Here is a 24,521-nt window from a genome sequence, read left to right as displayed (position 1 = left end):
CGGTACCGCGAGGGGGGATACGGCCTTCGTGTCGTCACTCTGACACTGACTGAAAATTCAGTCAAATTCTGACGGACGAAGCGCCGCACGAAGCCGCCGCACCGGCCCCCGGGCTCCCCGCCCCGGCTGCTACGGGCCCCCCGCGCCCGTGGTCAGCGGGCGAGTCGCTCCAGCTCCACCGTGACCGCCTCCCGTGTCAGCTCGCGGGCGTGGGCCAGTGGCAGGGCGCCGCTCAGCCAGCGCGTGCTGAGCCCCTCCAGGAGGGCGGTCAGCCGCTCCGCGGAGGCGGTCAGGGTCGGCGCCGGGGCGGTGGGCCTGATGCGGCCCAGGAGGTCCGCGACGTCGTGGATCCAGGCCAGGGTGGCGCTCGCGAGCTCGCCGCGCAGTTCCGGCTCGAAGATGGCGCTGGCGCGCAGTTCGCCCCAGGCCGTACTGTTCTCGCGGACCTCGGGGAGGTCCTGGAACTCCAGCAGCAGCGTCTGCTCCAGTTCCTGCCGGGCGTCGTAGGGTCTGTCGGCCCCGTCGTCGTCGGAGGTGTACCGGTCGGCCCGGTCGCTGATGAACTCCAGGGTGTGCCGCAGGATGCCGGCCCGGTCCTTGAAGTGGTAGTAGATCAGTGCGGTGGACACCCCGGCCTCGGTCGCCAGCTCCTCCATGCGGAGCCCGCGTACCCCGCGCCGGGCTATGACCCGGGCGGCAGCTTCCAGGATGGCCCTACGGCGGTCCGTGGCCACGTGATCCCCCTCGTGAGCGGTCTGAGCCCACAGTGTCGCATATTGACTGAATCTTTAGTTAGAGGGCACGATGCGCGATGTCCTGCCCGTCGACCCGCGTCAACCGTTCCCTCCCTGCGAAAGAGCCACCGCATGTCCGCTCAGCTTCCTGGTGTCCAGCCTGCACACGCGGCGCTGTCGGCCGACGACCCCCGTGAGATCGGCGGCTACCGCCTCCAGGCCCGGCTGGGATCGGGCGGCATGGGCGTGGTGTACCTGGCGCACACGCCCGGCGGCCGGCCGATCGCCCTGAAGGCGGTACGGGACGAGTTCGCGGGCGACCCCGAGTTCCGCCAGCGGTTCGCGCAGGAGGTGGCCAGCGCCGAACGCATCCACGGCCTGTTCACCGCCCAGGTGGTGGCCTCCGGGGTGGACGCCCCGACCCCCTGGTTCGCCACGGCCTACGTCCCCGGGCCCTCCCTGCACCAGGTGGTCCAGCGGCACGGCCCGCTGCCGGTCCGCACCGTCCTGCTCCTCGTGGCCGGCATTGCCGAGGCCCTCCAGGCGATCCACCGCGCCGGCGTCGTCCACCGCGACCTCAAGCCCGCCAACGTGCTGATCGCGGAGGACGGTCCCCGCGTCATCGACTTCGGCATCGCCCGCGCCGCCGACGCGGTCGCGCTGACCGGCACCGGGCTGAGCATCGGCACCGCGGCCTACATGGCTCCCGAGCAGGCCCTCGGCCGGCCGGTCTCCCCGGCCACCGACGTCTTCGCGCTCGGCGCCCTCGTCGCGTACGTCTCCGGCGGCGAGACCCCCTTCGGGGCCGGGCCGGAGTCGGCCGCGCTCTACCGGGTGGTCCACGAGCACCCCGACCTCGCCCCGGTGCCGCACGAGCTGCGGGACCTGGTGGCCTGGTGCCTGGCCAAGCGCCCCGAGGAGCGCCCCACCACCGTGGAGCTGATGGCGGCCGTCCACGCCCATCCGCTGGTCGGGCCCCGGCCCGAGTTCGCCGAGGGCTGGCTGCCGCAGTCGATCTCCAGCGAGGTGGCGGGACGGGCGGTGCAGGCGGCTCCCGCGGCGTCCGTGCCGGGAAGACCGGCGCCGGTCCATGCGCAGCCCACCCTCGCGGCGCCGCCCTCGGGGCAGGACGAGGCGGTGTCCCCTCCGGCGTCGGGGCGGCAGGACGGCCTCCCGCCGGCCTCCCGTCGGGCGCCGAAGCCCCGGCGCCGCCGGACCGTGACGGCGCTGGTGGTGCTCGCGGTCCTCTCCCTGGCGGGCGGCGCCGCCTATGTCCTCGCCTCCCCGCGGGGGGAGGACGACCCGGCCGGTCAGGCGTCGCCGCCCGCCGTCTACGCGCCCCTCGGCGCGAGCGTCGAACTCACCTCGCCGGACGCCACCTACGAGTTCGACCTCAAGGCCGGGAAGGTCGTCCCCTCGGACACCGCCACCTGGTACCTGGCCCGCGAGCGGACCGAGTTCGTCCTTCCCGAGGACAGCGACGCCTTCGTCGCCCCCGGCGACGACCTCACCCCGGCCGACTGCGTCCGGGGGATCGACACCGAGCCGGTCACCAGGGTCGCCTTCGCGGACGTCGCCGACGAGCGTCCCTTCTGCGTCCGCAGCGCCGACGGCCGGGACCTCGTCGTCGTGCGGCTGGTCGAGGCGCAGCCGGACGGAGGGGCGGTCACGGCGGCCTTCGACCGCTACCGCCGCGCCGAGTAGGCCACCTCGGGCCGCCCCCTCGCAGACGTGGGGCGGCCCGCTCCCTGGGGGTGTTCCGGAGGGCCCGCCCGGCCCGTGACGTCGGTAGCCCTCCCGGCCGCCGCGCGGCCGGGGCATGGTCCTTCCGAGATCATTGACTGAATTTTCAGTCTGCGACAGCATGCGGGGGAACACCCGCTTCCACTTCCCCTCATGCAGGAGTTCCCCATGGACACGCCCACGACCTCCCGGCGCCGACTGCTCCAGCTCGGCGCTGCGGCGCTGCCGCTCGCGGCCCTCGGCTCGGCCCTGCCCACCGCGGCCCGCGCCGCCACCGCCCCGTCGGGCGCCACCCTGCGCATGCCCGCCGAGACCGACCGCCACGTGCGCACCTTCATGGCCTGGCCGGCGCTCTCCTCCGTCTGGTCCCACCAGCTCACCGGCGTCCGCCGCGACATCGCGAGAGTGGCCGACACCCTCTCCCGCTACGAACCGGTCGTGGTGCTCGCCCGCCCCGGTCAGGCGGCCGATGCCCGCTACCTGTGCGGAGCGGGCGCCTACCACGGCATCGAGGTCCTGGAGATACCCAACGACGACCTGTGGATCCGCGACTTCGGCCCGACCTTCGTCGTCGCCCCCGGCGCCGTCGCCGGCGTGGACACCAACTTCAACGGCTGGGGCAACAAGCAGACCCACGCCAACGACGCGGCCGCCGCCTCGACCCTGCTCGGCCAGTACGGCCTCCCGCGCGTCCAGGCCGGCTTCGTCGGCGAGGGCGGCTCGCTGGAGACCGACGGCGAGGGCACCCTGCTCGCCACCGTCAGCTCCCTCGTCAACCCCAACCGCAACCCGGGCATGAGCCAGGACCAGGTCGAACAGGCGATGAAGGCGGCGCTCGGCATCGACAAGGTGATCTGGGTGCCGGGCCTCGCAGGCCAGGACATCACCGACTGCCACATCGACTGCCTCGCCCGCTTCGTCTCGCCCGGACACGTCATCCTCGACCAGCCCGGCCCCCGGACCGACGCCAAGTGGGTCGCCGTCTACAACGAGACGAAGAGGATCCTCCTCGGCGCCACCGACGCCCGCGGCCGTTCGCTGACCGTCACCGAACTCCCCGGCCCCGACCGCAACAATATGCGGGCCGGCCAGGGCAACAGCGCCTTCCTGGCCAGCTACACCAACTACTACACCGCCAACGGAGCCGTCCTCGTGCCCCAGTTCGGCGACCCCGCCGCCGACGCGACGGCCTACTCCGTCCTGCAGGCCGCGTACCCCGGCCGGAACGTCGTGCAGGTGAACATCGACTTCATCGCCGGCGGCGGTGGCGGCATCCACTGCGCCACCCAGTCGCAGCCGGTCGTCCCCCCGGTCCTCTGACCGGACGACACCGGACGACCCGCCGGTCGCCGTCCACGGGCGGCGACCGGCCACGTGGGGAGAGAACCATGCGACGCCGGGCGATTCCGCTGCTCGCCGATCTCGTACTGGTCGCCGTGACCGGGGCGACCGTCGTGCTGCTCCTGGACTGGGACAGCTGGAGCTCCGAGCAGGGAGCGCTGTTCGGGACGGCCGGCCAGCTCGGCACCGCCGGCGGGGCGATCGCCGCGGTCCTCGTCCGCCGGCGGTGGCCCGCGGCGGCGCTGCTCGCCGCGGCCACGCTGACGGCCTTCGAGCCGCTGACCGGCGGAGCGCTGGCGGCCGTCGCACACACGGCCGGCACGCACTGGGTCCGCGTCCGCCACCGCCCGCTCGTCCTGACCGTGGCCCTGACGGTTCCCCTGGCGCTCACCGTCGCCCACTCGGCCGTGGAACCGGCGCCGGTCCTCCAGTACGACGTGATGGTCGTCCTCGTCACCGGCATCGTGTGCGGGGTGCTGCCCGGCCTCGCCGGAGCCCTGGCAGGCCAGCGCGCACGCCTGGTGCGCGCCCTGGAGGAGCGCAACGCCTTCCTGGAGCACGCCCACCGGTCCGCCGAGGAACAGGCCAGGTCCCGCGAGCGCTCCCGGATCGCGGGCGAGATGCACGACCTCCTCGGCCACCGGCTGAGCCTCATCGCCCTGCACTCCGGCGGCCTGGAGATGGCCGGCGAGACCGGCGACCCCGAGGTGCGCCGCAGCGCCCGGCTCGTGCACGACACCGCACGGCTGGCCATGGCCGAACTGCGCGACGTCCTGGGCGTCCTGCGCGCCGAGGACCCCCGCTCGGGCACCTCGGAGCCGCTGACCGCGCACACCGGCACGCAGGCGGCGGTCGCCGCGCTGGTGGCCCAGTCACGGACCGCCGGCGTCGCGGTACGCCTCGACTGGGCCGGTGAGGACCTCACGGGGGAGAGCCCCACGGCCCGGCGCGCCGTCGACCGGGTCATCCGCGAGGCGCTGACCAACGTGCACAAGCACGCGGCCGCGGCGGAGGTCCGGGTCGCCGTGCGCCGGGAGGCCCGGCAGGTCCGGGTCGACGTGAGCAACGGGCCGGAGAACGCCGCCGCGCGGGCCGTCCGCCTCCCCGGCGGCGACCTCGGCCTGGTCGGCCTGCACGAGCGCGTCCGGCTGCTCGGCGGCACCCTCGCCGCCGGTCCGGCGGACGGCGGCGGCTACGCGGTCGACGCCCGCATCCCCCTGGGCACCGGCCCCGCCATGGCGAGCACCCCCGCCCCCGCGGTCCCCCTCGCCGCGGGGTCGGTACGGAGCCGGTGGCACCGGCTCGCCCGCTCCGCCGGTCTCACGCTCGGCGTCGCGGGCGTCGTCGTCCTGCAGTTCGTCACCCTCGCGTTCGTCCCGTACCCGGAGGTCGACGACGCGTACGACGGCGTCGACGCCGCCGTCCCGTCGACCGCCCATCCCCACACCCCTTGAGGCTCCCGCAGTGATACGTGTTCTCCTTGCCGACGACCAGGAGCTGGTCCGCGCCGGCATCCGGCTGGTGCTCAAGCACGCCGACGACATCGAGGTGGTGGCCGAGGCGTCGGACGGCCCCGAGGCAGCCCTGCTCGCCGTCCGGCACCAGGTGGACGTCGCGATGCTCGACATCCAGATGCAGGGCACGGACGGGCTCTGCGCGGCGGAGCGCATCGCCGAGCGGGCGCCGTCTGTCCGGGTGGTCATGCTCACCACCTTCGGCGAACACGCCTACGTCGACCGGGCACTGAAGGCGGGCGTGACGGGATTCCTCCTGAAGGACAGCACACCGCAGGAGCTCATCCAGGCGGTCCGCAGGGTCGCCTCCGGCGCCCCCGTCGTCTCCCCCCAGATCACCCGTCATCTGATCGACAGCTACCTCGACGGCGGCGAGGAGAAGGCCGATCCCCGCACGAGCCGCATCGCCGACCTCACCAGCCGCGAACGCGAGGTGCTCGCCATGGTGGGCACCGGCGCCTCCAACGCGGAGATCGGCAAGCGCCTCCACCTGGGCGAGGGCACGGTCAAGGCGTACGTGAGCCGCATGCTGACCAAGCTGAGCTGCTCCAACCGCGTCCAGGCGGCCATCCTGGCCCACGAGGCCCGGCTTCCGCAGGGCGGGCGCTGACCGCAGCCGTACAAGGAGAAGGGCAAGGGCAAGGCACGGGCACGGGCAACGGCAAGGGCCGGGCCGTCGACGTCGGCGGCCCGGCCCCTTGCGCGTGCCTCAGCTCCCGGACGGCCCGGCGGACGGCGTGGAGGCCGCCGCCGCGGTGCTCGTGGGCGTCGCCGTCGGCGCGGGTGTGCCGGGCCCGACGGCGTCACCGCCCGGCCCCGGGCCCCGGTCCGGCGCGTCGGTCCGGTGCTCCGCCGGCACCTCCCTCCCCGGGTCCGCGTCCGAGGCGGGCGGCGTCTCCACCCGCGCGGCGCTGACCGCGAGGAACACTCCGGCAGCCCCGGCGACGAGGGTCTTGGACACGAGCGCGGTCCAGCGCATCAGGACCTCCGGGGTCGGGTGGGGGCGGGCATGAGCCCGTGGCCGGTGACGTTCTGGATCTGGAGGCCCGGCCGGGCGTTGACCTCCAGGATCAGCGGACCCCGGTCGGCGTCGACGACGATGTCGGCGCCCAGGTAGTGCAGTCCGGTGGCCGCCGCGCACCGGCTCGCGGCGTCGAGCACCTCGGGCCAGTGCGGGACGGTCGCCCCGATCAGACGGGCGCCGGTGTCCGGGTGGGTCTCGGTCGACTCCTTGCCGACGAGGGCGTGGGTGATGCGGCCGGTGGCCAGGTCGACGGCGGCGCCGATGGCCTTCTGGTGGAGGTTGGCGCGGCCGCCGCTGAACCGGGTCGGCAGCCGGAGCATCGCCAGCTGGGGCCGGTCCCGGTCACAGATCACCCGGATGTCCGGCAGCCCCTGGTGCGAGAGCCGGGCCAGCTCCGGATGGGCCCGGATCAGCGGCTCGAACAGCGCCCAGTCGGTGGGGCGCGGGGAGAAGTCCCCGTCCAGGATGCGCCGCAGCTGGTCGGCGACGAGGTCCCGCGAGATCCGCTTGCCCGACGAGGACGTCCAGTACCGGCGCCGCCGGCCGAAGGCCAGCAGGATGCCGTTGCCGCCCAGGCTCTGGTTCGGCTTGAGGGCCCAGCAGTCGGGGAGGCCGTCCCAGTCGAGGGCGGCGATCTCCCGGCGCGAGCGCAGCAGGGCCAGGGTGGGGGAGGTGGGGGCGCCGACCGTGGTCAGCGCCTCCTTCGTGGCGTACTTGTCGTTGACGAGCCGGATGGCGGCCGTCGAGTTGTGCCGGGAGATCCGGGCGTTGCGCAGGTTCATGCCCATGACCGGGTCCCAGCCGCGGAGCCGGATCACGCCCCGCCCTCCTGCGCCTTCGCCGCAGGGGCGAACCGGAAGAGCTCGTTCAGCCGCAGACCGCGGTACGTGCCGGCGATGGCCGTCCAGACGGCGCAGACGAGCGCGAGCTGGAGGGGCACCGCCTCGGCGACCTCGCGGACGTACGGCGTCAGGAGGAGCAGCGCGACCAGGACGGCGGTGCCCATGGTGAGGGCCGCCCCCGTGGCGGCCGCCCTGAAACCGTCGAGGTCCCACGCCTCCCACAGCCGTTCGGTGACGATGGCCGTGACGACCACGGGCAGCGACATGCCCCAGGAGTCGGAGAGCCCGAGTCCGCCGAGCGTCAGCTGGGAGGCGATCAGGCCGGTCGTGACGACGGCGATCAGCACCCCGAGCCGGGCGACCCGGGGCAGGTGCAGGCGGCGCAGCAGCGGCTGCATCACGAACCCGAGCACGAACATCGCCAGTGTCAGGGGGACGCCCAGGGGCAGGCCGGTCTGCGCGTACGCGAGGGCGAGCAGCACCGGGCTGAACGTGCCCAGCGTGTTCAGCCCGACGACCACCCGGAGCATCACGATCAGTAGGCCGGCGAGCGGCAGCAGGGCCATCATCGAGACCGGGTCGATCGCGGGGGCCTTGGAGAAGAGGATGCGCAGGGCCGACGGCGCCGCCGTGGAGTCGGGCTCGGTCAGCAGCCGCTTGCCCACCGCCACCTGGAGCCCCTGCACCTCCTGGCGGCCGAGCAGGACGGGGGTCTCCCTCTTGGAGCGGTTGTTGACGCTGAGTTTGGCGACGAAGGACCGCCCGGCCAGCCGCACCGTGGAGTCGACCACCGGACGCTTCTCCCGGCCGAGCGCCGAACTCACGGTGATGCGCGGCGCGGCGTCGAGGTCGAAGCCCAGCTCCCTCGCCAGCGCAGTGTCCACCGACGACGCCGACGCCCCGGTGTCGATCAGGGCCAGCACCTCGGAGGTCACCCCCGTGGGGCCGCTGATGCGCACCATCTCCCGCTCGCCGACGACCTCGGGCGTCCGCCCGAGGGGCCGGTCGGGGGAACCGAGGACGCCCAGCAGCAGGAAGACCAGGGCGGCCACGGCCGCCAGCACCTTGACGAACACGGGCACCCGTCTGCGCGCACCGCGCCGGGCGTCGGCCGCCCGGCCCCCGCGGGGCGCGCCGTCGGGGTCCTTCCGGAGGTCATGCGGGTTCTTGTGGAGGTCATGCATGGCACCAGCCTCGGACGGGGGACCGGGCACGCAGTAGTGCCGATCGGCCGGAGCGGTACAACGAAAGTTGCCTGTACGCGGGCCGGGAGACGGCCCTCCGGCCACTCTTCAGGGTCGTGACTCCGCCGGCGGATGGCGCCCGGTAAGGTTCGGGCCATGGCGTCTCGCAGCACTCAGATCCTCGAAGCGGCCGCCCGGGTGATCGCCCGGCGCGGGGTCCGTGGCCTGCGCGTGGAGGAGCTGGCCGCCGAGGCCGGCGTGTCCACCGCGCTGATCTACTACCACTTCAAGGACCGCACCGGGATCCTGCGCAAGACGCTGGAGTTCATCAGCGACCGCGCGGAGCGGTACACGACCGACCGTGACCCGGACGCCGAGCCGCTCACCCCGCGCGAGGAGCTGGACCAGACCCTCCTGCTCGAACTCCAGGACACCACCGAGGTCAGGGAGAACAGCAGCGCCTGGGGCGAGTTGCGGGCCAGCGCGGTCTTCGACGAGGTCCTCCGCGAGGACCTGGCGCGCTCCACCCTGATCTGGGTGCAGGAGGTGGCGGCCCTGCTCGGCCAGGTGCGGCCGATGGCCCCGGCCGTCGCCCTCACCGCCGCCGCCGAGCGTCTGACCGCCCTCCTGGAGGGCCTCAGCATGCGCTGGCTCAGCGGCACGCTCCGGATCGCCCACGCGAGGACCCTGATGAGCGAGGCCATCGACGCCGAGGTCGGCCGCCTGGCCGGCTGACGGCCACCGGGGCCGGTCGCGGCCCTGGCTCGTTCTCACCCCCGACCCGCTTCTCCTCGCCGCCGCCCCGTCTCCCGTGGGCGGCGGCGCAGCCCTGTCACCTGCCCTGACTGCCATTTCAGCCAGTGCGGTGACCGTGTTCCACCGAGCCCGACCCTTGGCCGATTCCCCAAAGCTGCCTCTCCGCTCTTGACTGAATTTTCAGTCGGGAGGAGGATGCTGTTCACACCGCGTACCCGTCCCGCTCCCGCGAGGCTGAGCCGGCCCACCGCCGACGGGTACTTCTGGCGAGACGATAGAGAGACCCGTGATGACTGCATTCCGTATGCCTGCCGAGTGGTCCGCGCACGAGGGGTGCCTGATGGCCTGGCCCGTCCGGGAGGACCTCTGGGGCAGCGTGCTGGACGACGTCAAGGAGGAGTACGCGAACGTCGCCCGCGCGATCCACGCCTTCGAGCCCGTGACCATGGTCGCGCCGCCCGGCCACGGCGACGAGGCCCGCACGCGGTGCGGTGACGGGATCACCGTGGTGGAGCTCGCGCAGGACGACTCGTGGTTCCGCGACTCGGCCCCGATCTTCGTCCTCGACGCCGAGGGCAACCGCGCCGGCGTGGACTTCCGCTTCAACGCCTGGGGCCGCAAGCACAGCCCGTACGACTCCGACGACCGCGTCAGCGGCCTCCTCCTGGAGCACCTCGGCGTCGACCGGATCGCCTCCGAGATGATCCTGGAGGGCGGCGCGATCACGGTCGACGGCGAAGGCACCCTGATCACCACCGAGCAGTGCCTGCTGCACCCCAACCGCAACCCCGGCATGAACCGGGACGAGATCGAGACGGAACTGAAATCCCGGCTCGGCGTCGACAAGGTTGTGTGGCTTCCCTACGGCGGTCTGCTGGACACCGAGACCGACGGGCACGTGGACGGGGTCTGCGCGTTCGCCGCTCCGGGTAAGGTCGTCGTCTCCCTGCCCGACGACCCCGCCCACCCCGACCACGCCCGGATGCGCGCCAACCGCGCCGTCCTCGAGAACACCACCGACGCCCAGGGCCGTCCCTTCGAGATCGTCGACGTCCCGCAGACCGCGTACGCCACCGTCGCCGGCGGCGAGGTCGAGGTGTCCTACCTGAACTACTACGTGGCCAACGGCGGCGTGGTCGTCCCCGTGGCCGGAGTGCCCCAGGACGACGAAGCGCTCGCGGTCATCGCGGCCGCGTACCCCGGCCGGAAGATCGTCGGGGTGCGAGCGCCCGGAATCGCCTACGGCGGCGGCGGGGTCCACTGCATCACGCAGCAGGTCCCCGCGGTCCCCGCCACCGCCTGAGCCGAGAACGGACCGCTCCCGGAGGGCCGCACCAGCGGCCCTCCGGCCTCCCCGCACCCCTCACGGAAAGAGAGCGCGACGATGACCACACCCCTGCCCACCGGCGGCAGACGCCCCCGCCTCCGGCGCGGACCGATCGCCGTGACGACCGCCGTCCTCACCTCCCTCGCGGCCCTCGCGGCCTGCTCCGGCCCGCCGAAGGACTCCGGTGTCGCCGGCGGCGAGGTCAAGCTCTCCGCCTCGACCCCGCCCGCCCGCGGCCAGATCGACTCCTTCACCTGGGCCGTCTACGCCGAGCCGCCCACGCTCGACTACACCCTGGCCTTCGACTACCCCCAGAACACGATCCTGTCCAACGTGTGCGAGAGCCTGATGCGCTGGACCCCGGGCCTCGCCCTGGAGCCCGGACTGGCCCGCAAGGCGTCCAACCCGGACCCCACCACCTGGGTCTACGACCTCCGCGCCGGCGTGAGGTTCCACGACGGCAAGGTCATGAACGCCGACGACGTGGTCTACAGCCTCGACCGGCAGCGGGACCCCGACAACGCCGCCGCCTGGGCCCAGAACTTCCAGAACGTCGACTCCGTCAGGAAGACCGGCCCCCTCCAGGTCACCGTCAAGCTCAAGAAGCCCGACTCCCAGTTCCCCCAGTACATGGCCACGGCCGCGGGCGTCGTCGCCTCGAAGTCCGGCGTCCAGGCGGCGGGCAAGGACTACGGCACCACCGGCGGCCTCGCCTGCACCGGACCCTATGAACTGGGCACCTGGAGCAAGGGCCAGTCGATCGAGCTCGACCGCTTCGACGGCTACTGGGGAACCCGGGCCAAGTCCGAGAAGGTCGTCTTCAAGGTCCTCACCGACCCCTCGGCCCGCACCAACGCCATGCTCAGCGGCGACGTCGACGGCGGTTACCTCATCCCCACCGAGAGCTACGGCCGGCTGCGCGACAGCGGCATCGGCACCCTGTTCTTCGGCGAGGGCCTCAGCACGGTCAACGTCAACATCACCGACATGAAGGGCCCGCTCGGCGACCTCCGGGTGCGCAAGGCGCTCTCCCTCGCCCTCGACCGCTCCGGCTTCGTCAAGGCCGGCCTCGGCGGTGCCGGCACCGTCACCTCCTCGCTCACCACCCGGGCCGCCTGGGCCGGAGCCTCCGAGCCGACCCTGAAGGTCGCCTTCGACACGCTGCCGCCCACCACCCAGGACCTCGCGAAGGCCCGGGCCCTGATCAAGGAAGCCGGCGCCACCGGCAAGACGCTGACGGTCGCCACCAGCTCCATCGGCCAGGACGTCTCCCTCCTCGCGACCGCCGTCCAGGCCGCCGGCACCCAGATCGGTCTGAAGATCAACCTGAAGACCATCGCGCCCAACGCCTTCACGGCGCTCTTCACCGACCCGGCGGCGCGCGAGGGCATCGACATGTTCCCGCTCACCTACTACGACTCGATCACCGACCCGCTGGACCTGCTGACCAACTTCAGGACCGGTGCCTACCTGAACTTCGCCGGCTACAGCGACAAGGAGTACGACTCGCTCGTCGAGCAGGCCACCGCCGTCTACCCGCACGACCAGCGGCTGAAGATCGAGGCCGAACTGCAGAAGAAGGCCGCCGAGCAGCTCCTGTGGATCCCGGTCGCCGAGTGGCCCACCGCGGTCTTCCTCAACAAGCGGATCACCGGCGCCCCCACCACCATCGCGTACATGTACTACCCGTGGGCCGCCGACGTCGGCGCGGCCGAGGCGGGAGCCACGCAGTGAACTTCCTGAGATTCGCCGCACGCCGGGTGGCGGAGATGGCCGCCACCCTGCTCGCCGCGTCGTTCGTCGTCTTCGGCGCCATGTACCTGGCACCGGGCAACCCGGCCAGCTTCCTGCTCTCCGGCCGCTCCGCCTCGCCGGAGGCCCTCGCCGCGATCAACGCCCAGTACCACCTGGACGACCCCTTCCTCGTCCGGTACCTCGGATGGCTCGGCGACATCCTCCAGGGCGACTTCGGGCGGTCCATCACCTACCGCACCGACGTCTCGAGGCTGCTCGCCGACCGCCTCCCCACCACCCTGCTGCTCGTCGCGATGGCGCTCGTCGTCGTCGTGGTGATCGGCCTGATCCTCGGCTGGGTCGCCGCCGTGCGCGGCGGTGGCACGGACTCCGCCATCCTCGTCGGCACCACCTTCGCCGTCGGCACCCCGTCCTTCGTCGCGGCCGTCCTCCTCCAGGGACTCTTCGCCGTCAAGCTCGGCTGGTTCCCCAGCAGCGGCTCCGGCGACGGCTTCCTCGACCAGGTGTGGCACCTCACCCTGCCGGCGATCGCCCTCGCCCTCTACCTGATCGGCATGCTCGCCCGGGTCACCCGGTCCGCCATGGCCGAGGCCCTCGACAGCGAGCACGTCACCGTCGCCCGCAGCCGCGGCGTCCCCGAGCGCAAGGTCATCGGCCGCCACGTGTTCCGCAACTCGCTGGGCACCGTCCTCACCACCGGCGGACTGATCGTCTCCACCCTCCTGGTCTGCACGATCCTCGTGGAGACCGCGTTCAGCATCGGCGGCGTAGGACAGCTCCTGGAGCTGTCCACCACGACCAAGGACTTCCCGACCGTCCAGGCCATCTCCTTGATCATCGTCGCCCTCTTCATGGCCGTGAACCTCATCGTCGACCTGCTGCTGCCCCTGGTCGACCCGCGGATCACCCTCGGAACGAGGAGCTCCTCCGTATGACCGCCGTCCTGACCCGCAGGCCCGGCCTCGCGAAGATCCGCACCGCCCGGTCCCCGCTCTACCTGGTCTGCCTCGGCTTCGTCGCCCTCGTCACCCTCGCCGCGCTCCTCGCGCCCTGGCTGGTGCCGTACGACCCCAACGCCGTCGACCTCGGCAACGCCCTGGCCGCCCCCTCCCCGGAGCACCTCCTCGGCGTCGACGCCGCCGGACGCGACACCTTCTCCCGGCTCGTCCTCGGCGCCCGCACCTCCCTCCTCGGGCCCCTCGGGGTCGTGGTCTTCTCCACCCTCGCCGGCGTCGCCGTCGGCATGGCCGCGGGCTGGCGGGGCGGCTGGCTCGACTCCGTCCTCTCGCGCAGCACCGAACTGGTCTTCGCGTTCCCCGGCATGCTCCTCGCCATCCTGATCATCTCGATCTACGGCGAGGGACTGCTCGCCCCCGTCGTCGCCCTCTCCGTCGCCTACCTGCCCTACGTCAGCCGCCTCACCCGCTCGCTCGTGCTGGCCGAACGCAAGCGCCCCTACGTCAGCGCCTACCAGGTCCAGGGCCACTCGGCCCTCCAGATCTGCCTGCGCCACGTCCTGCCCAACATCGCCCCCGTCGTCCTCGCCCAGTCCACCATCAACTTCGGCTACGCACTGATGGACCTCGCCGGCCTGTCCTTCCTGGGACTCGGGGTGCCCGCGCTCACCCCCGACTGGGGACGCATGGTCTTCGACGGCCAGACCGCCATCCAGCACGGCTACCCGCTGTCGGCGATCCTGCCCTGCGTGTTCATCGTGCTCACCGTCGTCGCCTTCAACGTGGTCGGAGAGCGCTGGGCCGACCGCGTCGCCAGGAGAGACCGATGAACCCGACGAAGAAGCTGCACACCCTCGACGTCCAGGGGCTGCGCATCACCCTGCCCGGTACGGCCCGGCCCGTCCTCGACGGCGTCGACCTCCACGTCGGCGCCGGGGAGACCGTCGCCCTCGTCGGCGAGTCCGGCTCTGGCAAGACCCTCACCTCGCGCAGCGCCCTGAACCTGCTGCCGCCCGGCGCCGTCGTCGAAGGCGCCGTCCGCGTCCACGGCGAGGACGTGCTCACCATGACCGCGGACCAGCTGCGCGCCCTGCGCACCGGTACCGTGTCCATGATCTTCCAGGACCCCCGCGCCGCCCTGAACCCGCTGCGCCGCATCGGCGACTTCCTCACCGAGAGCGTCACCCTCACCGGGGCCATGGGGAAGGCGGCGGCCACCGCCCGCGCCGGAGAGCTGCTCCGCGCGGTCGGCCTCGACGAGACCGCCCTGCGCAAGTACCCCGGCCAGGTCTCCGGCGGCATGCTGCAGCGCGTCATGATCGCGGCCGCCCTCATGGGCGACCCCGCCCTCGTCCTCGCCGACGAGCCCACCACCGCGCTCGACGTCACCACCCAGGCCGAGGTCATCGCCCTCCTCGCCGAGCTCCGCGCACGCTTCGGCACCGGACTGCTCTTCGTCACCCACGACCTCGACCTCGCCGCCGCCATCAGCGACCGGGTGTACGTCATGTACGCCGGCCGGATCGCCGAGAGCGGACCCGCCGAGGCCCTCTTCGCCCGCCCCCGGCACCCGTACACCTCCGCGCTGCTCGCCTCCACCCCCCGGCTGGAGGGCCCGCAGGGCAGGCTCGCGGCCATCGACGGCCAGCCCCCGGACCTGCGTCAGGAACTCGTCGGCTGCCCGTTCGCCACCCGATGTCACCTGGCCACCGAGATCTGCGACCAGCAGGCCCCCGAACCGCGGTCCGCCCCCGGCCGGCCGCACCACCAGGCCGCCTGCCACCACAGCGACCGCCTCGAAGGGAGCCCCGTCGATGCCTGAGACCGTCCTGGAGGCCACCGGCCTCCACCGCACCTACGGCAGCGTCCGCGCCGTCGACGACGTCTCCTTCACCCTCGCCGAGGGCGGCTCGCTCGGCATCGTCGGCGAGTCGGGCTCCGGCAAGACCACCACCGCCAAGATCGTCGTCGGCCTCGAACAGGCCGACTCCGGGGACGTCCTGGTCCGCGGCCGGGCCCGCGACCCGCGCAGCCGCGGCCGCGCCCGTCGACTGGCCCGCGCCCGCGAGGTCCAGATGGTCTTCCAGGACCCCTACCTCTCCCTGGACCCCAGGACCAGCGTCGAGCAGGTCCTGCGCGAGACCCTCCGCCTGCACTTCCCCGGCGCCGACCACGACCGGCGGATCCGCGAGCTCCTCGACCAGGTCGGCCTCGGCACCCGCGCCGCCGACGCGCGACCCCGGCAGCTCTCCGGCGGCCAGCGCCAGCGCGTCGCGATCGCCCGCGCCCTCGCCGTGGAGCCGGCCGTCCTCGTCCTCGACGAGGCGGTCGCCGCGCTCGACGTGTCCGTCCAGGCGCAGATCCTCAACCTCCTCGCGGACATCCGCGAGGAGACCCGGATCGGCTACCTGTTCATCACCCACGACCTCGGCGTCGTCCGCTGCGTCACCGACGACGTGATCGTCATGCGCCACGGCCGTGTCGTCGAGGCCGGCCGCACGGCCGAGGTGCTCGCCGCCCCGCAGCACCCCTACACCCGGCTCCTGCTGGAGTCCGTCCCCCGCCCCGGCTGGGACCCCGAGGCGATCGCCGCGGCCCGCCGGGCCCTCTGACCGGCCCGCATCCCCCTCCCGCGACGCGCCGCACCCCTCGTGCGCCGCGGTCGCGGCACCCCGCCCGCGAGACCCGCGCCCCACGCGCCCCGCCTCGCGGCCGCACCCCCGCGCGCCGCGCCGGGTCCGCACGGACCGCGTCCGCGCGCGCCGCACCCCATGCGTCGCGTCCGCGCGCGCCGCACCCCATGCGTCGCGTCCGCGCGCGCCGCACCCCATGCGTCGCGTCCGCACGCGTCGCGTCCGCACGCGTCGCACCCCATGCGCCGCGGCCCACGCGTCGCACCCGCATCGCCATCGCGCCACACCGCCACCGCACCGAACTCGGCGGCGGGGGACTAGGCGGCATCCCGTGCGCCCACCCCACCCCACCCCCGCCGCCGACACCCCCACCGCGCACGCACGTTGACACAGGAGGTCAACAATGAACCAACACGTCGCCCGTCACGCGGGCCCCGGGCTCAACCGCCGCCGGTTCCTCGCCGCGGCCGGCCTCACGGCCGCCGCAGGTGCCGCCATCACGACGGCCGTCCAGGCCCGTGCCGGGGCCGCGCCGTCCGCGCGCTCCTTCCGCGTCCCGGTCGAGGACGTCCGCCACACCCGTACGTGGATGGCGTTCCCGGACAGCACCTCGATCTGGGGCAACAAGCTGAGCGGCGTGCAGGCCGACATCGCGCTGATCGCCCGGACGATCGCGAAGTACGAGCCGGTCGTGCTGTGCGCCAACTCCGGCAGCGCCGCCAAGGCCCGCACGATGTGCGGCCCGACGGTCACCGTCATCAGCTCGATCCCGGTCGACGACTGCTGGATGCGCGACACGGGTCCGGTCTTCCGCACCGACGGATACGGCGGCCTCGACACCGTCGGCCTCAACTTCAACGGCTGGGGCAACAAGCAGGCCCACGCCAAGGACGCCCTGGTGGCCGAGCGGATCGCCGCCCACGTGGGCGTGCCGTTCACCTACGCCGACCTGGTGGGCGAGGGCGGCGCCATCGAGCAGGACGGCGCCGGCACCCTGATGGCCACCCGCAGCAGTCTCGTGAACCGCAACCGCAACCCCGGTATGTCGGAACGCGCGCTGGAGCGGGCGATGTGCGACGCGTACGGCGCGTCCAAGGTCATCTGGTTCGACGGCGTCTACGGGCAGGACATCACCGACGACCACGTCGACGCGACCTCCCGGTTCCTCTCGCCGGGCGAGGCCCTCGTCCAGATGCCCGTCGCCGCCGACAACGACGCCTACGCCCGCGACGCCCGCCGGCAGTACGACACCCTCTCCGTCTCGACGACCTCCTCCGGCCGGGCGATGGACGTGATGCGCCTCCAGGGCCCGGACTACAACAGGATCCGCTCCACCAACCGGGACTTCCTGGCCTCCTACGCCAACTTCTACCTCTGCAACGACGCGGTCATCTCGGCCCAGTTCGGCGACCGGAGGGCCGACGAGGCCGCGCGTGCGACCCTCTCCCGCCTCTACCCCGACCGGTACATCGAGCAGCTGAACATCGACCGCCTCGGCACCGGCGGCGGGGGCATCCACTGCGTCACCCAGCAGCAGCCCGCCGCCTGACACCCCATGACTGAAATTTCCGTCAGCCAGTTCTGTCCCGGTCATTGACTGAAATTTGAGTCAGTACCTAATGTGAGCGCACCGTACAGCGCCTGCGGTCACGCGGGCGCTGTGCCGATTCATGGACCATCCCTGAACAGGAGCCCACATGGGGCCAGTTGGCGCGCAGACGCATGATTCCGCTTCACACGCGGGCATCGAACAGCACTCGATCGACTGGGTGCCCCTCTCGGAACGGCACGGCAAACCCTCGAGCGTCGGAGCCATCTGGTTCGTCGGCAGCCTGAACCTCACGGGTCTGGCGACCGGTGTCGTGACGCTCTCCATGGGTGCCTCGCTCGTCTGGACGGTCGTCGCCACCGTCCTCGGCTCGCTCTTCGGCACCTTCTTCATGGCGTTCCACTCCGCCCAGGGCCCCCAGCTCGGCCTGCCCCAACTGGTCCAGTCACGGCCGCAGTTCGGCTACCTCGGCGCCGCGCTCACCGTGTGGGTCTTCGCCCTGGTCAACTACGTCGCCTTCAACACCTCCGACGCCCTGCTGTCCGGCCAGGCGATGAACCTGCTCACCGGGATACCCAACGGCGTCGGCTACCTGCTGGCCGCCGCGGTCGCGACGGTGATCGCCCTCTTCGGGTACGACTGGATCCACCGGATCAACAAGTGGCTCACCTGGCCGTTCGTGGTCGTCACGGCGGCGATCTCCGGGGCCGCCCTCTTCGGCGGCGGCCTGCCGGACGGTGTCTGGACGGCCGGCCCCTTCGAACTCGCCCCCTTCATGCTGGTGTTCGTCTTCGTCGCCGGCTTCCAGCTGGGCTGGGCGCCGTACGTCTCCGACTACTCCCGCTACCTCAGACCCGACGTCCCCGTCCGCAGCACCTTCTGGTGGACCTACCTGCCGAGCGCGGTCTCCGGCATCTGGGTGTTCGTCCTCGGCGCCGTGGTCTCCGCCGGCGCCCCCGAGGGCACCGACCCGGTGACCGCGCTCAAGCTGGCCGCCGACCGGCTGTTCGACGGCTTCGGCACGATCGCCGTGGTCGTCCTGCTGGTGGGACTGCTCTCCATCATGGCGATCAACCAGTACGGCGGCAGCCTCACCATGATCTCGATCGTCGACTCGTTCCGGCCGGTCAAGCCGACGCGGGCGATCCGCGTCACGACCATCGGCATCATGCTCGTCGCCGTCGGAACGGTCTCCACCCTGGTCGGCATCGACCAGTTCAACTGGTTCTTCGCGAACGTCGTCGTGGTCCTGACGTACCTGTTCATCCCGTGGACGGCCATCAACCTGGTCGACTTCTTCTTCGTCCGACGTGGCCAGTACGTCGTGAAGGAGATCTTCAACCCGCGCGGGATCTACGGCCGTTGGGGATGGCGGGGGAACCTCGCCTACCTCGTCGGGCTGGTGTGCATGGCCCCCTTCATGGTCATCACCGGGCTCTTCGTCGGACCCGTCGCGAAGCTCCTCGGCGGCGTCGACTGCTCCGTCTTCGTCGGCCTGCCGGTGGCGGGCGCCCTGTACTGGGTCTTCGCCCGAAGCCTCGATCTGACCACCGAACGCCGGATGGTCCGGGAGGAGGGGCTGCTGGACCGCCTGCACTGAGCGACCCGCACCCGCACGTACAGAACCCTGGAGAGAAGGAGCACCACGTGAACACGGAGCACGACGGCGAGCGCCCCGGCATCAGCCGCAGAACCCTCCTGGCCCGAACCGGAGCGGCAGCCGCCGCCCTGGCGGTCGGACCCGTCATCGGCGGCATCCAGCCGGCCATGGCCGCCTCCTGGCGCGTCCCGGGCGAGGACGCCCCCCACAAGCGGACCTGGATGGCCTGGCCGTCCAGCTCGACGATCTGGGGCAACCTGCTGTCCAAGATCCAGTCCGACATCGCCAAGCTGGCCAAGGAGGTCGCCAAGTACGAGCCGGTGATCATGTGCGCCGACGGCTCCTCGGCCGCCTCGCAGGCCAGGACGGCGTGCGGGTCCACCGTCACCGTGATCAGCTCCATCCCGGTCTCCGACTGCTGGATGCGCGACACCGGACCCCTGTTCCGCGTGGACGGGGCCGGCGGCCTCGACTCCTTCGGCCTGAACTTCAACGCCTGGGGCGAGAACGCCACCACCTTCTACGGCCTCCCCGCCTCCGCCTACGCCAAGGACCGCCTGGTCGCCGGCCGCGTCGCCTCCTACGCGGGCGTCCCCTTCGCCAAGGCGTCCGTGGTCGGCGAGGGCGGCGGCATCGAGTACGACGGCGACGGCACGCTGATGGCGACCGAGAGCTGCTGGATCAACAGCAACCGCAACCCCGGCAAGTCCCGCAGCCAGATCGAGGCGGAGCTCCTGGCCCGCTTCGGCGCCACGAAGATGATCTGGCTCCCCGGCGTCAAGGGCTGGGACGTCACCGACGGCCACATCGACGGAACCGCCCGCTACATCAAGCCCGGCGTGGTGATGGTGCAGCTGGCCGGCGCCGTACGGCCCGACGTCTGGACCGCGAACGCCCAGGCCATGTACAACGTCCTCTCCAACGCGACCGACGCCAAGGGTCGCAGGCTCCAGGTCCTCACCATCCAGGGCCCCGACACCCTGCCCCGCATCCCCTCCGGACAGCGCGCGGACTTCCTCAGCTCCTACATGAACTGGACGGTGACCAACCAGGCCATCATCACGACCCAGTTCGGCGACACCGCCAAGGACGCGGCCGCCAAGGCCGCGATCTCCGCCGCCTACGGCCGTCCCGTCGTCCAGCTCAACCTCGACAACCTCTACGGCAACGGCGGTGGCGGCGCCCACTGCGTCACCATGCAGGAGCCCAACCGCTGATCCCTCCCTCCTCGGTCGTCGACCGAGTGACCGTCCGGGTCCCGTCATCGGGACCCGGGCGGTCCCACGCCTTCTCCGGCGCGCAGCCTGCCGGGTGAGCGGGCGGCCGAAGGGCGCCCACCGTCACACGCCCTTGCGGAGGGCGCGGGTGATCCGCAGGCCCTCGGCCGGCGTGAGGCGTTCGTCGCAGGGGATGCCGAGGGCGGTGGCGAGGTCGCGGCCGTGGAGGTCGACGGCGGATTCGACGAGTTCGGCGAACTCGTGCACGGCAAGGCGGCCTTGGCGCCAGGCGGAGTACCAGACGACGGCGACGACGAGGGCGGCCGGCCACCAGCAGAGGGCGGGCAGGACGTAGAGGGAACCCCAGCCCGCGCGGCGGGCCGCCGCGGTGAGGGCGGTCCGGGAGGTGCGGATCTCGGCAAGGGCGGTGTCGGGCAGCAGCAGCCACAGCCGGGGCCAGGCCGTGGTGAGGTCGATGCGGTAGGCCCCGTGGACGCGGGCGTCGACGGAGACCAGGCGGTCGCCCATCCAGGTGGGGCGGGCGGGGCGGGTGAGGGCGATCAGGTTCCGCCGGGCGTTGAGGGCGACCGTGTCCTCGCCGTCGGGATCGGCGGGTTCGTCCGGCTCCCCGGGCGGACCGGGCGGGAGCGGACCGAGCGGGCCGAGTGCGGCGTCCTCCGCCGCCGCGCGCAGGGCCCGGGCGGTCAGGGCCTGCCGGTAGCGGACGTCGGCGGCGCGCCAGCGGCGCACGCGGCGCCGCGTGAGGGCGCGGCCGGCGGGGCGCAGCGGGCCGGGCCAGTCGCCCAGCCACAGTCGCTCGATCCCGGTCCCCAGGGCGGCGGCCAGCCGGCTCACGCCCGCCGAGGCCACCAGCACGAGGCTCGCGATCAGGAGCACCGAGCCGGGGGAGTCGGCCGTCGGGCCCGCGGCGAGCCGGTCGACGCGCTCCGCGATCCGGGCGTGGTCGGTGGCGTGCCCGTGGCCGAGGACGGAGCCGGCGGACACCACGGCGAGGTAGAGGAGACCGGGGAGGACGAGCAACGACAGCCAGGTGTCGGCCAGTTTGCCGCCGAGCGTGGTCAGGAAGGCGGTCACGGCTCACAGCCTCACCAGGCGCAGGGGGGCGGCGAACAGATCGCAGCTCCCGCCGCAGTCGAGGACCACCCGGTCGCACCGGCCGACCGGGCACACCCATGCCTCTTCCACGGGGTGCCCGCCGCCGAGGTGGGGGAGCACGCCGCCCGGTGAGCGCAGCTCCCCGAGGCCCCGGGCGACGCCCCACGACCGCAGGAGCTCGTCCACGGTGTCGGAGAGCCGGCCCGCTTCGCCGCTCGCCCGGAACGCGGTGAGCGCGGCGTCCAGGGCGGTCTGCTCCCCCCGGTGCTCCGCGACGCGGCGGATCGCGGCGAGCTGCTCGCACAGGCGCGCGAGTCGTATGGATCCGTCCCCCGTCATCCACGTCCCCTCGATCGATGTCGACCCCGGTGAGTACCGTACGCGCGTGACACCTGCGAGGCGGGACGAATTGGTGCGGGCGCTCTCCGCCCGCGTGCTCAGGTACCGGGCGTCGATGGATGCCTCGGCCGTACTCGACCCTCACGTCCTCGGCTGGGTAGGGGAGTTGATGAACCTCGTGCCCGATCCCTCGGCCGACCCGGAGGCCGTCCTGGCCATCGCCGACGTGCACCTCTGCCGGAGCTTCGCGCTGGGCGCGGAGCAGGGGCGCGAGGACGCGGCGGTCGCCGCCGCCCTGGAGCGGCTCGCCACGCGTGCGGGACCCGGGGGCGCGGCGCCCCGCACGCGCGAGGACCCGGAGGAGAGCCGGCGGCCGGCCGCCCTCTTCCTGGAAGCGGGCGAGAGCGTCGAGGCCGCTCTGCGCGACCCGGATCCGGCGCTCCTCGACGAGGCGCTGCGGGCGACGAAGGCGGCGGTCGACGCCCTCCCCGTACGGCTGAGACCGCTGCGGGCGTCCGCGCTCCTCCTGCGGTCGACGGCCCTTCGGCAGCGCTACGAGCGAGAGGGCGGCCCGAGGGACCTCGACGAGGCTGTCGCCGTCCTGCGGGAGGCCGAGGAGGCCGCGGGCACCGGGCATCCGGACCGGGCGCGCATCCTCTCGGCCCTGGGCACCGCCCTGCGCGAGCGTCACGATCGCGTCGGGGGCCTGGAGGACGTCGTGGAGGCGGTACGGGTGGCCCGCGCGGCCGTCGGGACCGGCGAGGAGGACGGCCGCGGGGGCAGGCTCCACAACCTCGGCCTCGCCCTGCGGCTACGTCACGAACGGACCGGCGACCCGGCCGACCTCGCGGAGGCCGTCGGGGTCCACCGCGAGGCCGTCGCCCTCACCCCGGCCGGCCACCGCGACCACGCGCTGCTCCAGCAGGGCCTGGCGAACGTCCTGAAGGTCCGGTACGAACGAAGCGGCCGCGCCGAGGACTTCGAGGCGCGGCTGGCCGCCCTGGAGGCCGCCGTCGCCACCGCCCGCGGCGACGGGGCGGAGGGCGGGTCCCACCGGGCGGAGCGGTCCGCCGCCCTGCTCGGGCTGGCCGCCGCGCTGGCCGAACGGCACGAGCGGACGGGCCGGCCCGCCGACGCGGACCGCGCGGAGCGCCTGTTGCGCACGGCCGCCGCCGCACTCCCCCCCCTCGCATCCGCTCACCGGGTGGATCCACCTCGAACTCGGGCTGGTGCTCGGCCGCCGCGGGCGGACCGGAGCCGCGGCCGCCCTGCGCACCGCGGCCTTCCACCCGGCCGCCCCGCCTCGCCTGCGGCTGCGGGCCGCCTACGCCTGGGCCCGCGGGGAGACGGAGGCGGGCCGGCCCGCGGAGGCGATGCCCGCGTACCGGCATGCCGTCGCCCAACTGCCCGCCCTCGTCCCGCGCCACCTCGCCCCCGCCGACGCCGAGCACGCGCTCGCCGACACCCGGGGCCTGGCGGGAGACGCCGCCGCCTGCGCCCTGGCCCTCGGAGACGCGGCCGGCGCACTCTCCCTGCTGGAGCTGGGACGCGGAGTCCTGCTCGGTCAGGGGCTGAGGTACCACGACGAACTGGCCGAACTCCGCCGACGGGCACCGGAGACGGCCGACCGGCTGGAATGGCTGCGGGCACGGCTCGACGCCGTGGACGACGTCGTGTCGTCGGACCGGCGGCACGCGCGGGCGGCCGAATGGGACGCCCTCCTCGCGGAGGTCCGTACCCACCCCGGCTGCGAGGACTTCATGCGCCCCCGGCGCTCCGCCGTGTCCCCGCCGCCGGGCGCGGAGGGCCCCGTCGTCCTCGTCAACGTCAGTCGCCTCCGCTGCGACGCCCTGGTCCTCACCGCGGAAGGAATCGATGCCCTCCCCCTGCCCGGACTCACGCTGTCCGACGCGCTCACCCGGACGGTCGCCTTCCTCGGCGCCCTGCACCGCCTGAGGGAGCCCGCCCAGGACGACCTCCTGTCCCGACTGGCAACCGAGGACGAGCTCGACGGCCACCTCCGCTGGCTCTGGGACGCGGTCACCGGCCCCGTACTCGACGCCCTGGGACTCACCGGCCCCGCCGGGGACCGCCCTCCCCGCCTCTGGTGGATCCCCACCGGACCGCTCGCCTTCCTCCCCCTCCACGCCGCCGGCCACCATGCGGAGCGAGCCGGACGCACGGTGCTCGACCGCGTCGTCTCGTCCTACGCCCCCACCGTCCACGCCCTCGTACGGAGCCGCCGCCCCGCCGGACGGCGTGCCACCCCCTCCTTCCTGGTCGTCGGCGTGCCCGACGCGCCCGCGGTCCCGCCGCTCCCCGGGGCTGCCGCGGAGGCGGCCGCCGTCGCCTCCCTGCTCACCGGAGCGAGCCTGCTGACCGGAGCGGACGCCACCCGCGACGCCGTGGTCGCGGCGCTGGGGGAGCACACCTGGCTCCACTTCTCCGGTCACGGCGCCGCCGAACCCGCCGTCGCCTCCGGCAGCCGCCTGCTGGTGCACGACCACCTCGACCACCCCCTCACCGTCGCCGGCGTCTCCCGCCTCGACCTGCCCGCGGCCGAACTGGCCTACCTCTCCGCCTGCACCACCGCCAGGGGCGGTCTCGCGGCCATGGACGAGGCCCTCCACCTCGCCGGCGGCCTCCATCTCGCCGGGTTCCGCCATGTGCTGGGTTCCCTGTGGGAGATCGACGACACGGTGTCCCTGCGCGTCGCCGAGCGCGTCTACGCCGGCCTCGGCGCACCCCGACCGGTCGCCGAGCGGGCCGCCCGCGCCCTCCACGACGCGGTCCGCGAGATGCGTGACCGCTATCGGGCCACACCGTCGCTGTGGGCGGCGTACATTCACGTGGGACCGTGAACACGCGGTCCACGCAAGCGAGTTGGGTGA

22 protein-coding genes are annotated in these 24,521 nt (G+C 73.3%); 15 read left to right on the top strand and 7 right to left on the bottom strand.

Going from position 1 to position 24,521, the window contains the following annotated elements; translation table 11 throughout:
* Positions 1-152 precede the first annotated feature (152 nt).
* A complete protein-coding gene (locus tag AB0424_RS27975; protein ID WP_366309338.1) occupies positions 153-734 on the bottom strand; it encodes a TetR/AcrR family transcriptional regulator in 582 nt (193 codons plus the stop codon).
* Positions 735-866: 132 nt separating this feature from the next.
* Between AB0424_RS27975 and AB0424_RS27970 the strand changes: the two genes are divergently transcribed.
* The 4 genes from AB0424_RS27970 (at position 867) to AB0424_RS27955 (ending at position 5,942) form a co-directional block, all read left to right on the top strand.
* Entirely contained in the window at positions 867-2,438 is a 1,572-nt protein-coding gene (locus AB0424_RS27970; RefSeq protein ID WP_366309337.1) for a protein kinase, read from the top strand.
* Between the two features lie 207 nt (positions 2,439-2,645).
* The gene (locus AB0424_RS27965) at positions 2,646-3,797 is read left to right on the top strand and encodes an agmatine deiminase family protein (RefSeq protein WP_366309336.1); all 1,152 of its coding nucleotides are present in this window, start codon (positions 2,646-2,648) and stop codon (positions 3,795-3,797) included.
* Positions 3,798-3,865: 68 nt separating this feature from the next.
* A complete protein-coding gene (locus tag AB0424_RS27960) occupies positions 3,866-5,272 on the top strand; it encodes a histidine kinase (protein ID WP_366309335.1) in 1,407 nt (468 codons plus the stop codon).
* Positions 5,273-5,282: 10 nt separating this feature from the next.
* On the top strand, positions 5,283-5,942 hold the full coding sequence (locus tag AB0424_RS27955; protein WP_366309334.1) for a response regulator transcription factor: 660 nt from the start codon (positions 5,283-5,285) through the stop codon (positions 5,940-5,942).
* Positions 5,943-6,041: 99 nt separating this feature from the next.
* Here AB0424_RS27955 and AB0424_RS27950 read toward each other — a convergent pair whose 3' ends face one another.
* Genes AB0424_RS27950 through AB0424_RS27940 form a run of 3 tightly spaced genes read right to left on the bottom strand, consistent with a single transcriptional unit; the run spans position 6,042 to position 8,382 of the window.
* Positions 6,042-6,311: a hypothetical protein gene (locus AB0424_RS27950; protein ID WP_366309333.1), complete on the bottom strand. Its 270-nt coding sequence runs from the start codon at positions 6,309-6,311 to the stop codon at positions 6,042-6,044.
* Positions 6,311-7,174 (bottom strand): sugar-transfer associated ATP-grasp domain-containing protein, encoded by an 864-nt coding sequence (locus AB0424_RS27945; RefSeq protein WP_366309332.1) that lies wholly within the window; start codon positions 7,172-7,174, stop codon positions 6,311-6,313. Before AB0424_RS27945 ends, AB0424_RS27950 begins: the two co-directional genes overlap by 1 nt.
* Entirely contained in the window at positions 7,171-8,382 is a 1,212-nt protein-coding gene (locus AB0424_RS27940; RefSeq protein WP_366309331.1) for a 7TM domain-containing protein, read from the bottom strand. Before AB0424_RS27940 ends, AB0424_RS27945 begins: the two co-directional genes overlap by 4 nt.
* Positions 8,383-8,538: 156 nt before the next feature.
* Here AB0424_RS27940 and AB0424_RS27935 point away from each other — a divergent pair, with 156 nt between their 5' ends.
* The 10 genes from AB0424_RS27935 to AB0424_RS27890 all read left to right on the top strand — a co-directional run bounded on the left by AB0424_RS27935 (position 8,539) and on the right by AB0424_RS27890 (position 20,175).
* Positions 8,539-9,117 (top strand): TetR/AcrR family transcriptional regulator, encoded by a 579-nt coding sequence (locus tag AB0424_RS27935; protein ID WP_366309330.1) that lies wholly within the window; start codon positions 8,539-8,541, stop codon positions 9,115-9,117.
* 310 nt (positions 9,118-9,427) lie between these two features.
* The gene (locus AB0424_RS27930) at positions 9,428-10,441 is read left to right on the top strand and encodes an agmatine deiminase family protein (protein ID WP_366309329.1); all 1,014 of its coding nucleotides are present in this window, start codon (positions 9,428-9,430) and stop codon (positions 10,439-10,441) included.
* Between the two features lie 81 nt (positions 10,442-10,522).
* Positions 10,523-12,199: an ABC transporter substrate-binding protein gene (locus AB0424_RS27925; RefSeq protein WP_366309328.1), complete on the top strand. Its 1,677-nt coding sequence runs from the start codon at positions 10,523-10,525 to the stop codon at positions 12,197-12,199.
* The gene (locus tag AB0424_RS27920; RefSeq protein ID WP_366309327.1) at positions 12,196-13,155 is read left to right on the top strand and encodes an ABC transporter permease; all 960 of its coding nucleotides are present in this window, start codon (positions 12,196-12,198) and stop codon (positions 13,153-13,155) included. Before AB0424_RS27925 ends, AB0424_RS27920 begins: the two co-directional genes overlap by 4 nt.
* Positions 13,152-14,006 (top strand): ABC transporter permease, encoded by an 855-nt coding sequence (locus AB0424_RS27915; RefSeq protein ID WP_366309326.1) that lies wholly within the window; start codon positions 13,152-13,154, stop codon positions 14,004-14,006. The genes AB0424_RS27920 and AB0424_RS27915 overlap by 4 nt, the downstream gene beginning before the upstream one ends.
* Positions 14,003-14,998 (top strand): ABC transporter ATP-binding protein, encoded by a 996-nt coding sequence (locus AB0424_RS27910; RefSeq protein ID WP_366309325.1) that lies wholly within the window; start codon positions 14,003-14,005, stop codon positions 14,996-14,998. The genes AB0424_RS27915 and AB0424_RS27910 overlap by 4 nt, the downstream gene beginning before the upstream one ends.
* The gene (locus tag AB0424_RS27905) at positions 14,991-15,788 is read left to right on the top strand and encodes an ABC transporter ATP-binding protein (RefSeq protein WP_366309324.1); all 798 of its coding nucleotides are present in this window, start codon (positions 14,991-14,993) and stop codon (positions 15,786-15,788) included. Before AB0424_RS27910 ends, AB0424_RS27905 begins: the two co-directional genes overlap by 8 nt.
* A 424-nt stretch (positions 15,789-16,212) precedes the next feature.
* The gene (locus AB0424_RS27900; protein ID WP_366309323.1) at positions 16,213-17,358 is read left to right on the top strand and encodes an agmatine deiminase family protein; all 1,146 of its coding nucleotides are present in this window, start codon (positions 16,213-16,215) and stop codon (positions 17,356-17,358) included.
* Positions 17,359-17,578: 220 nt separating this feature from the next.
* Positions 17,579-18,958 (top strand): cytosine permease, encoded by a 1,380-nt coding sequence (locus AB0424_RS27895; RefSeq protein ID WP_366309322.1) that lies wholly within the window; start codon positions 17,579-17,581, stop codon positions 18,956-18,958.
* Positions 18,959-19,005: 47 nt separating this feature from the next.
* Positions 19,006-20,175, top strand: coding sequence for an agmatine deiminase family protein (locus tag AB0424_RS27890; RefSeq protein WP_366309321.1), 1,170 nt, complete (start codon positions 19,006-19,008; stop codon positions 20,173-20,175).
* A gap of 123 nt (positions 20,176-20,298) precedes the next feature.
* Here the strand turns inward: AB0424_RS27890 and AB0424_RS27885 are convergent, their stop codons facing one another.
* The 3 genes from AB0424_RS27885 to AB0424_RS27875 all read right to left on the bottom strand — a co-directional run bounded on the left by AB0424_RS27885 (position 20,299) and on the right by AB0424_RS27875 (position 22,831).
* Positions 20,299-21,270 (bottom strand): hypothetical protein, encoded by a 972-nt coding sequence (locus AB0424_RS27885; RefSeq protein WP_366309320.1) that lies wholly within the window; start codon positions 21,268-21,270, stop codon positions 20,299-20,301.
* Between the two features lie 3 nt (positions 21,271-21,273).
* Positions 21,274-21,630 (bottom strand): hypothetical protein, encoded by a 357-nt coding sequence (locus tag AB0424_RS27880; RefSeq protein WP_366309319.1) that lies wholly within the window; start codon positions 21,628-21,630, stop codon positions 21,274-21,276.
* Positions 21,631-22,441: 811 nt separating this feature from the next.
* Positions 22,442-22,831, bottom strand: a complete 390-nt coding sequence (locus AB0424_RS27875) for a hypothetical protein (protein WP_366309318.1) — start codon at positions 22,829-22,831, stop codon at positions 22,442-22,444.
* A gap of 28 nt (positions 22,832-22,859) precedes the next feature.
* On the opposite strand from AB0424_RS27875, the gene AB0424_RS27870 reads away from it, so the two are divergent.
* A complete protein-coding gene (locus AB0424_RS27870) occupies positions 22,860-24,491 on the top strand; it encodes a CHAT domain-containing protein (protein ID WP_366309317.1) in 1,632 nt (543 codons plus the stop codon).
* Positions 24,492-24,521: the final 30 nt, after the last annotated feature.

Origin of the sequence: Streptomyces sp. NPDC051180 (assembly GCF_040689545.1) — a bacterium.
Classification (GTDB): Bacteria; Actinomycetota; Actinomycetes; order Streptomycetales; family Streptomycetaceae; genus Streptomyces.
Note: the sequence above shows the minus strand (reverse complement) of the source record. Positions and strands in the feature narration are given on the sequence as shown.

Bases quoted from the DNA above. Each gene is read 5' to 3' on its own strand.
- AB0424_RS27970 (WP_366309337.1), top strand. From the start codon at position 867: ATGTCCGCTCAGCTTCCTGGTGTCCAGCCTGCACACGCGGCGCTGTCG.
- AB0424_RS27965 (WP_366309336.1), top strand. From the start codon at position 2,646: ATGGACACGCCCACGACCTCCCGGCGCCGACTGCTCCAGCTCGGCGCT.
- AB0424_RS27960 (WP_366309335.1), top strand. From the start codon at position 3,866: ATGCGACGCCGGGCGATTCCGCTGCTCGCCGATCTCGTACTGGTCGCC.
- AB0424_RS27950 (WP_366309333.1), bottom strand. From the start codon at position 6,311: ATGCGCTGGACCGCGCTCGTGTCCAAGACCCTCGTCGCCGGGGCTGCC.
- AB0424_RS27940 (WP_366309331.1), bottom strand. From the start codon at position 8,382: ATGCATGACCTCCACAAGAACCCGCATGACCTCCGGAAGGACCCCGAC.
- AB0424_RS27935 (WP_366309330.1), top strand. From the start codon at position 8,539: ATGGCGTCTCGCAGCACTCAGATCCTCGAAGCGGCCGCCCGGGTGATC.
- AB0424_RS27930 (WP_366309329.1), top strand. From the start codon at position 9,428: ATGACTGCATTCCGTATGCCTGCCGAGTGGTCCGCGCACGAGGGGTGC.
- AB0424_RS27925 (WP_366309328.1), top strand. From the start codon at position 10,523: ATGACCACACCCCTGCCCACCGGCGGCAGACGCCCCCGCCTCCGGCGC.
- AB0424_RS27915 (WP_366309326.1), top strand. From the start codon at position 13,152: ATGACCGCCGTCCTGACCCGCAGGCCCGGCCTCGCGAAGATCCGCACC.
- AB0424_RS27910 (WP_366309325.1), top strand. From the start codon at position 14,003: ATGAACCCGACGAAGAAGCTGCACACCCTCGACGTCCAGGGGCTGCGC.
- AB0424_RS27905 (WP_366309324.1), top strand. From the start codon at position 14,991: ATGCCTGAGACCGTCCTGGAGGCCACCGGCCTCCACCGCACCTACGGC.
- AB0424_RS27900 (WP_366309323.1), top strand. From the start codon at position 16,213: ATGAACCAACACGTCGCCCGTCACGCGGGCCCCGGGCTCAACCGCCGC.
- AB0424_RS27880 (WP_366309319.1), bottom strand. From the start codon at position 21,630: ATGACGGGGGACGGATCCATACGACTCGCGCGCCTGTGCGAGCAGCTC.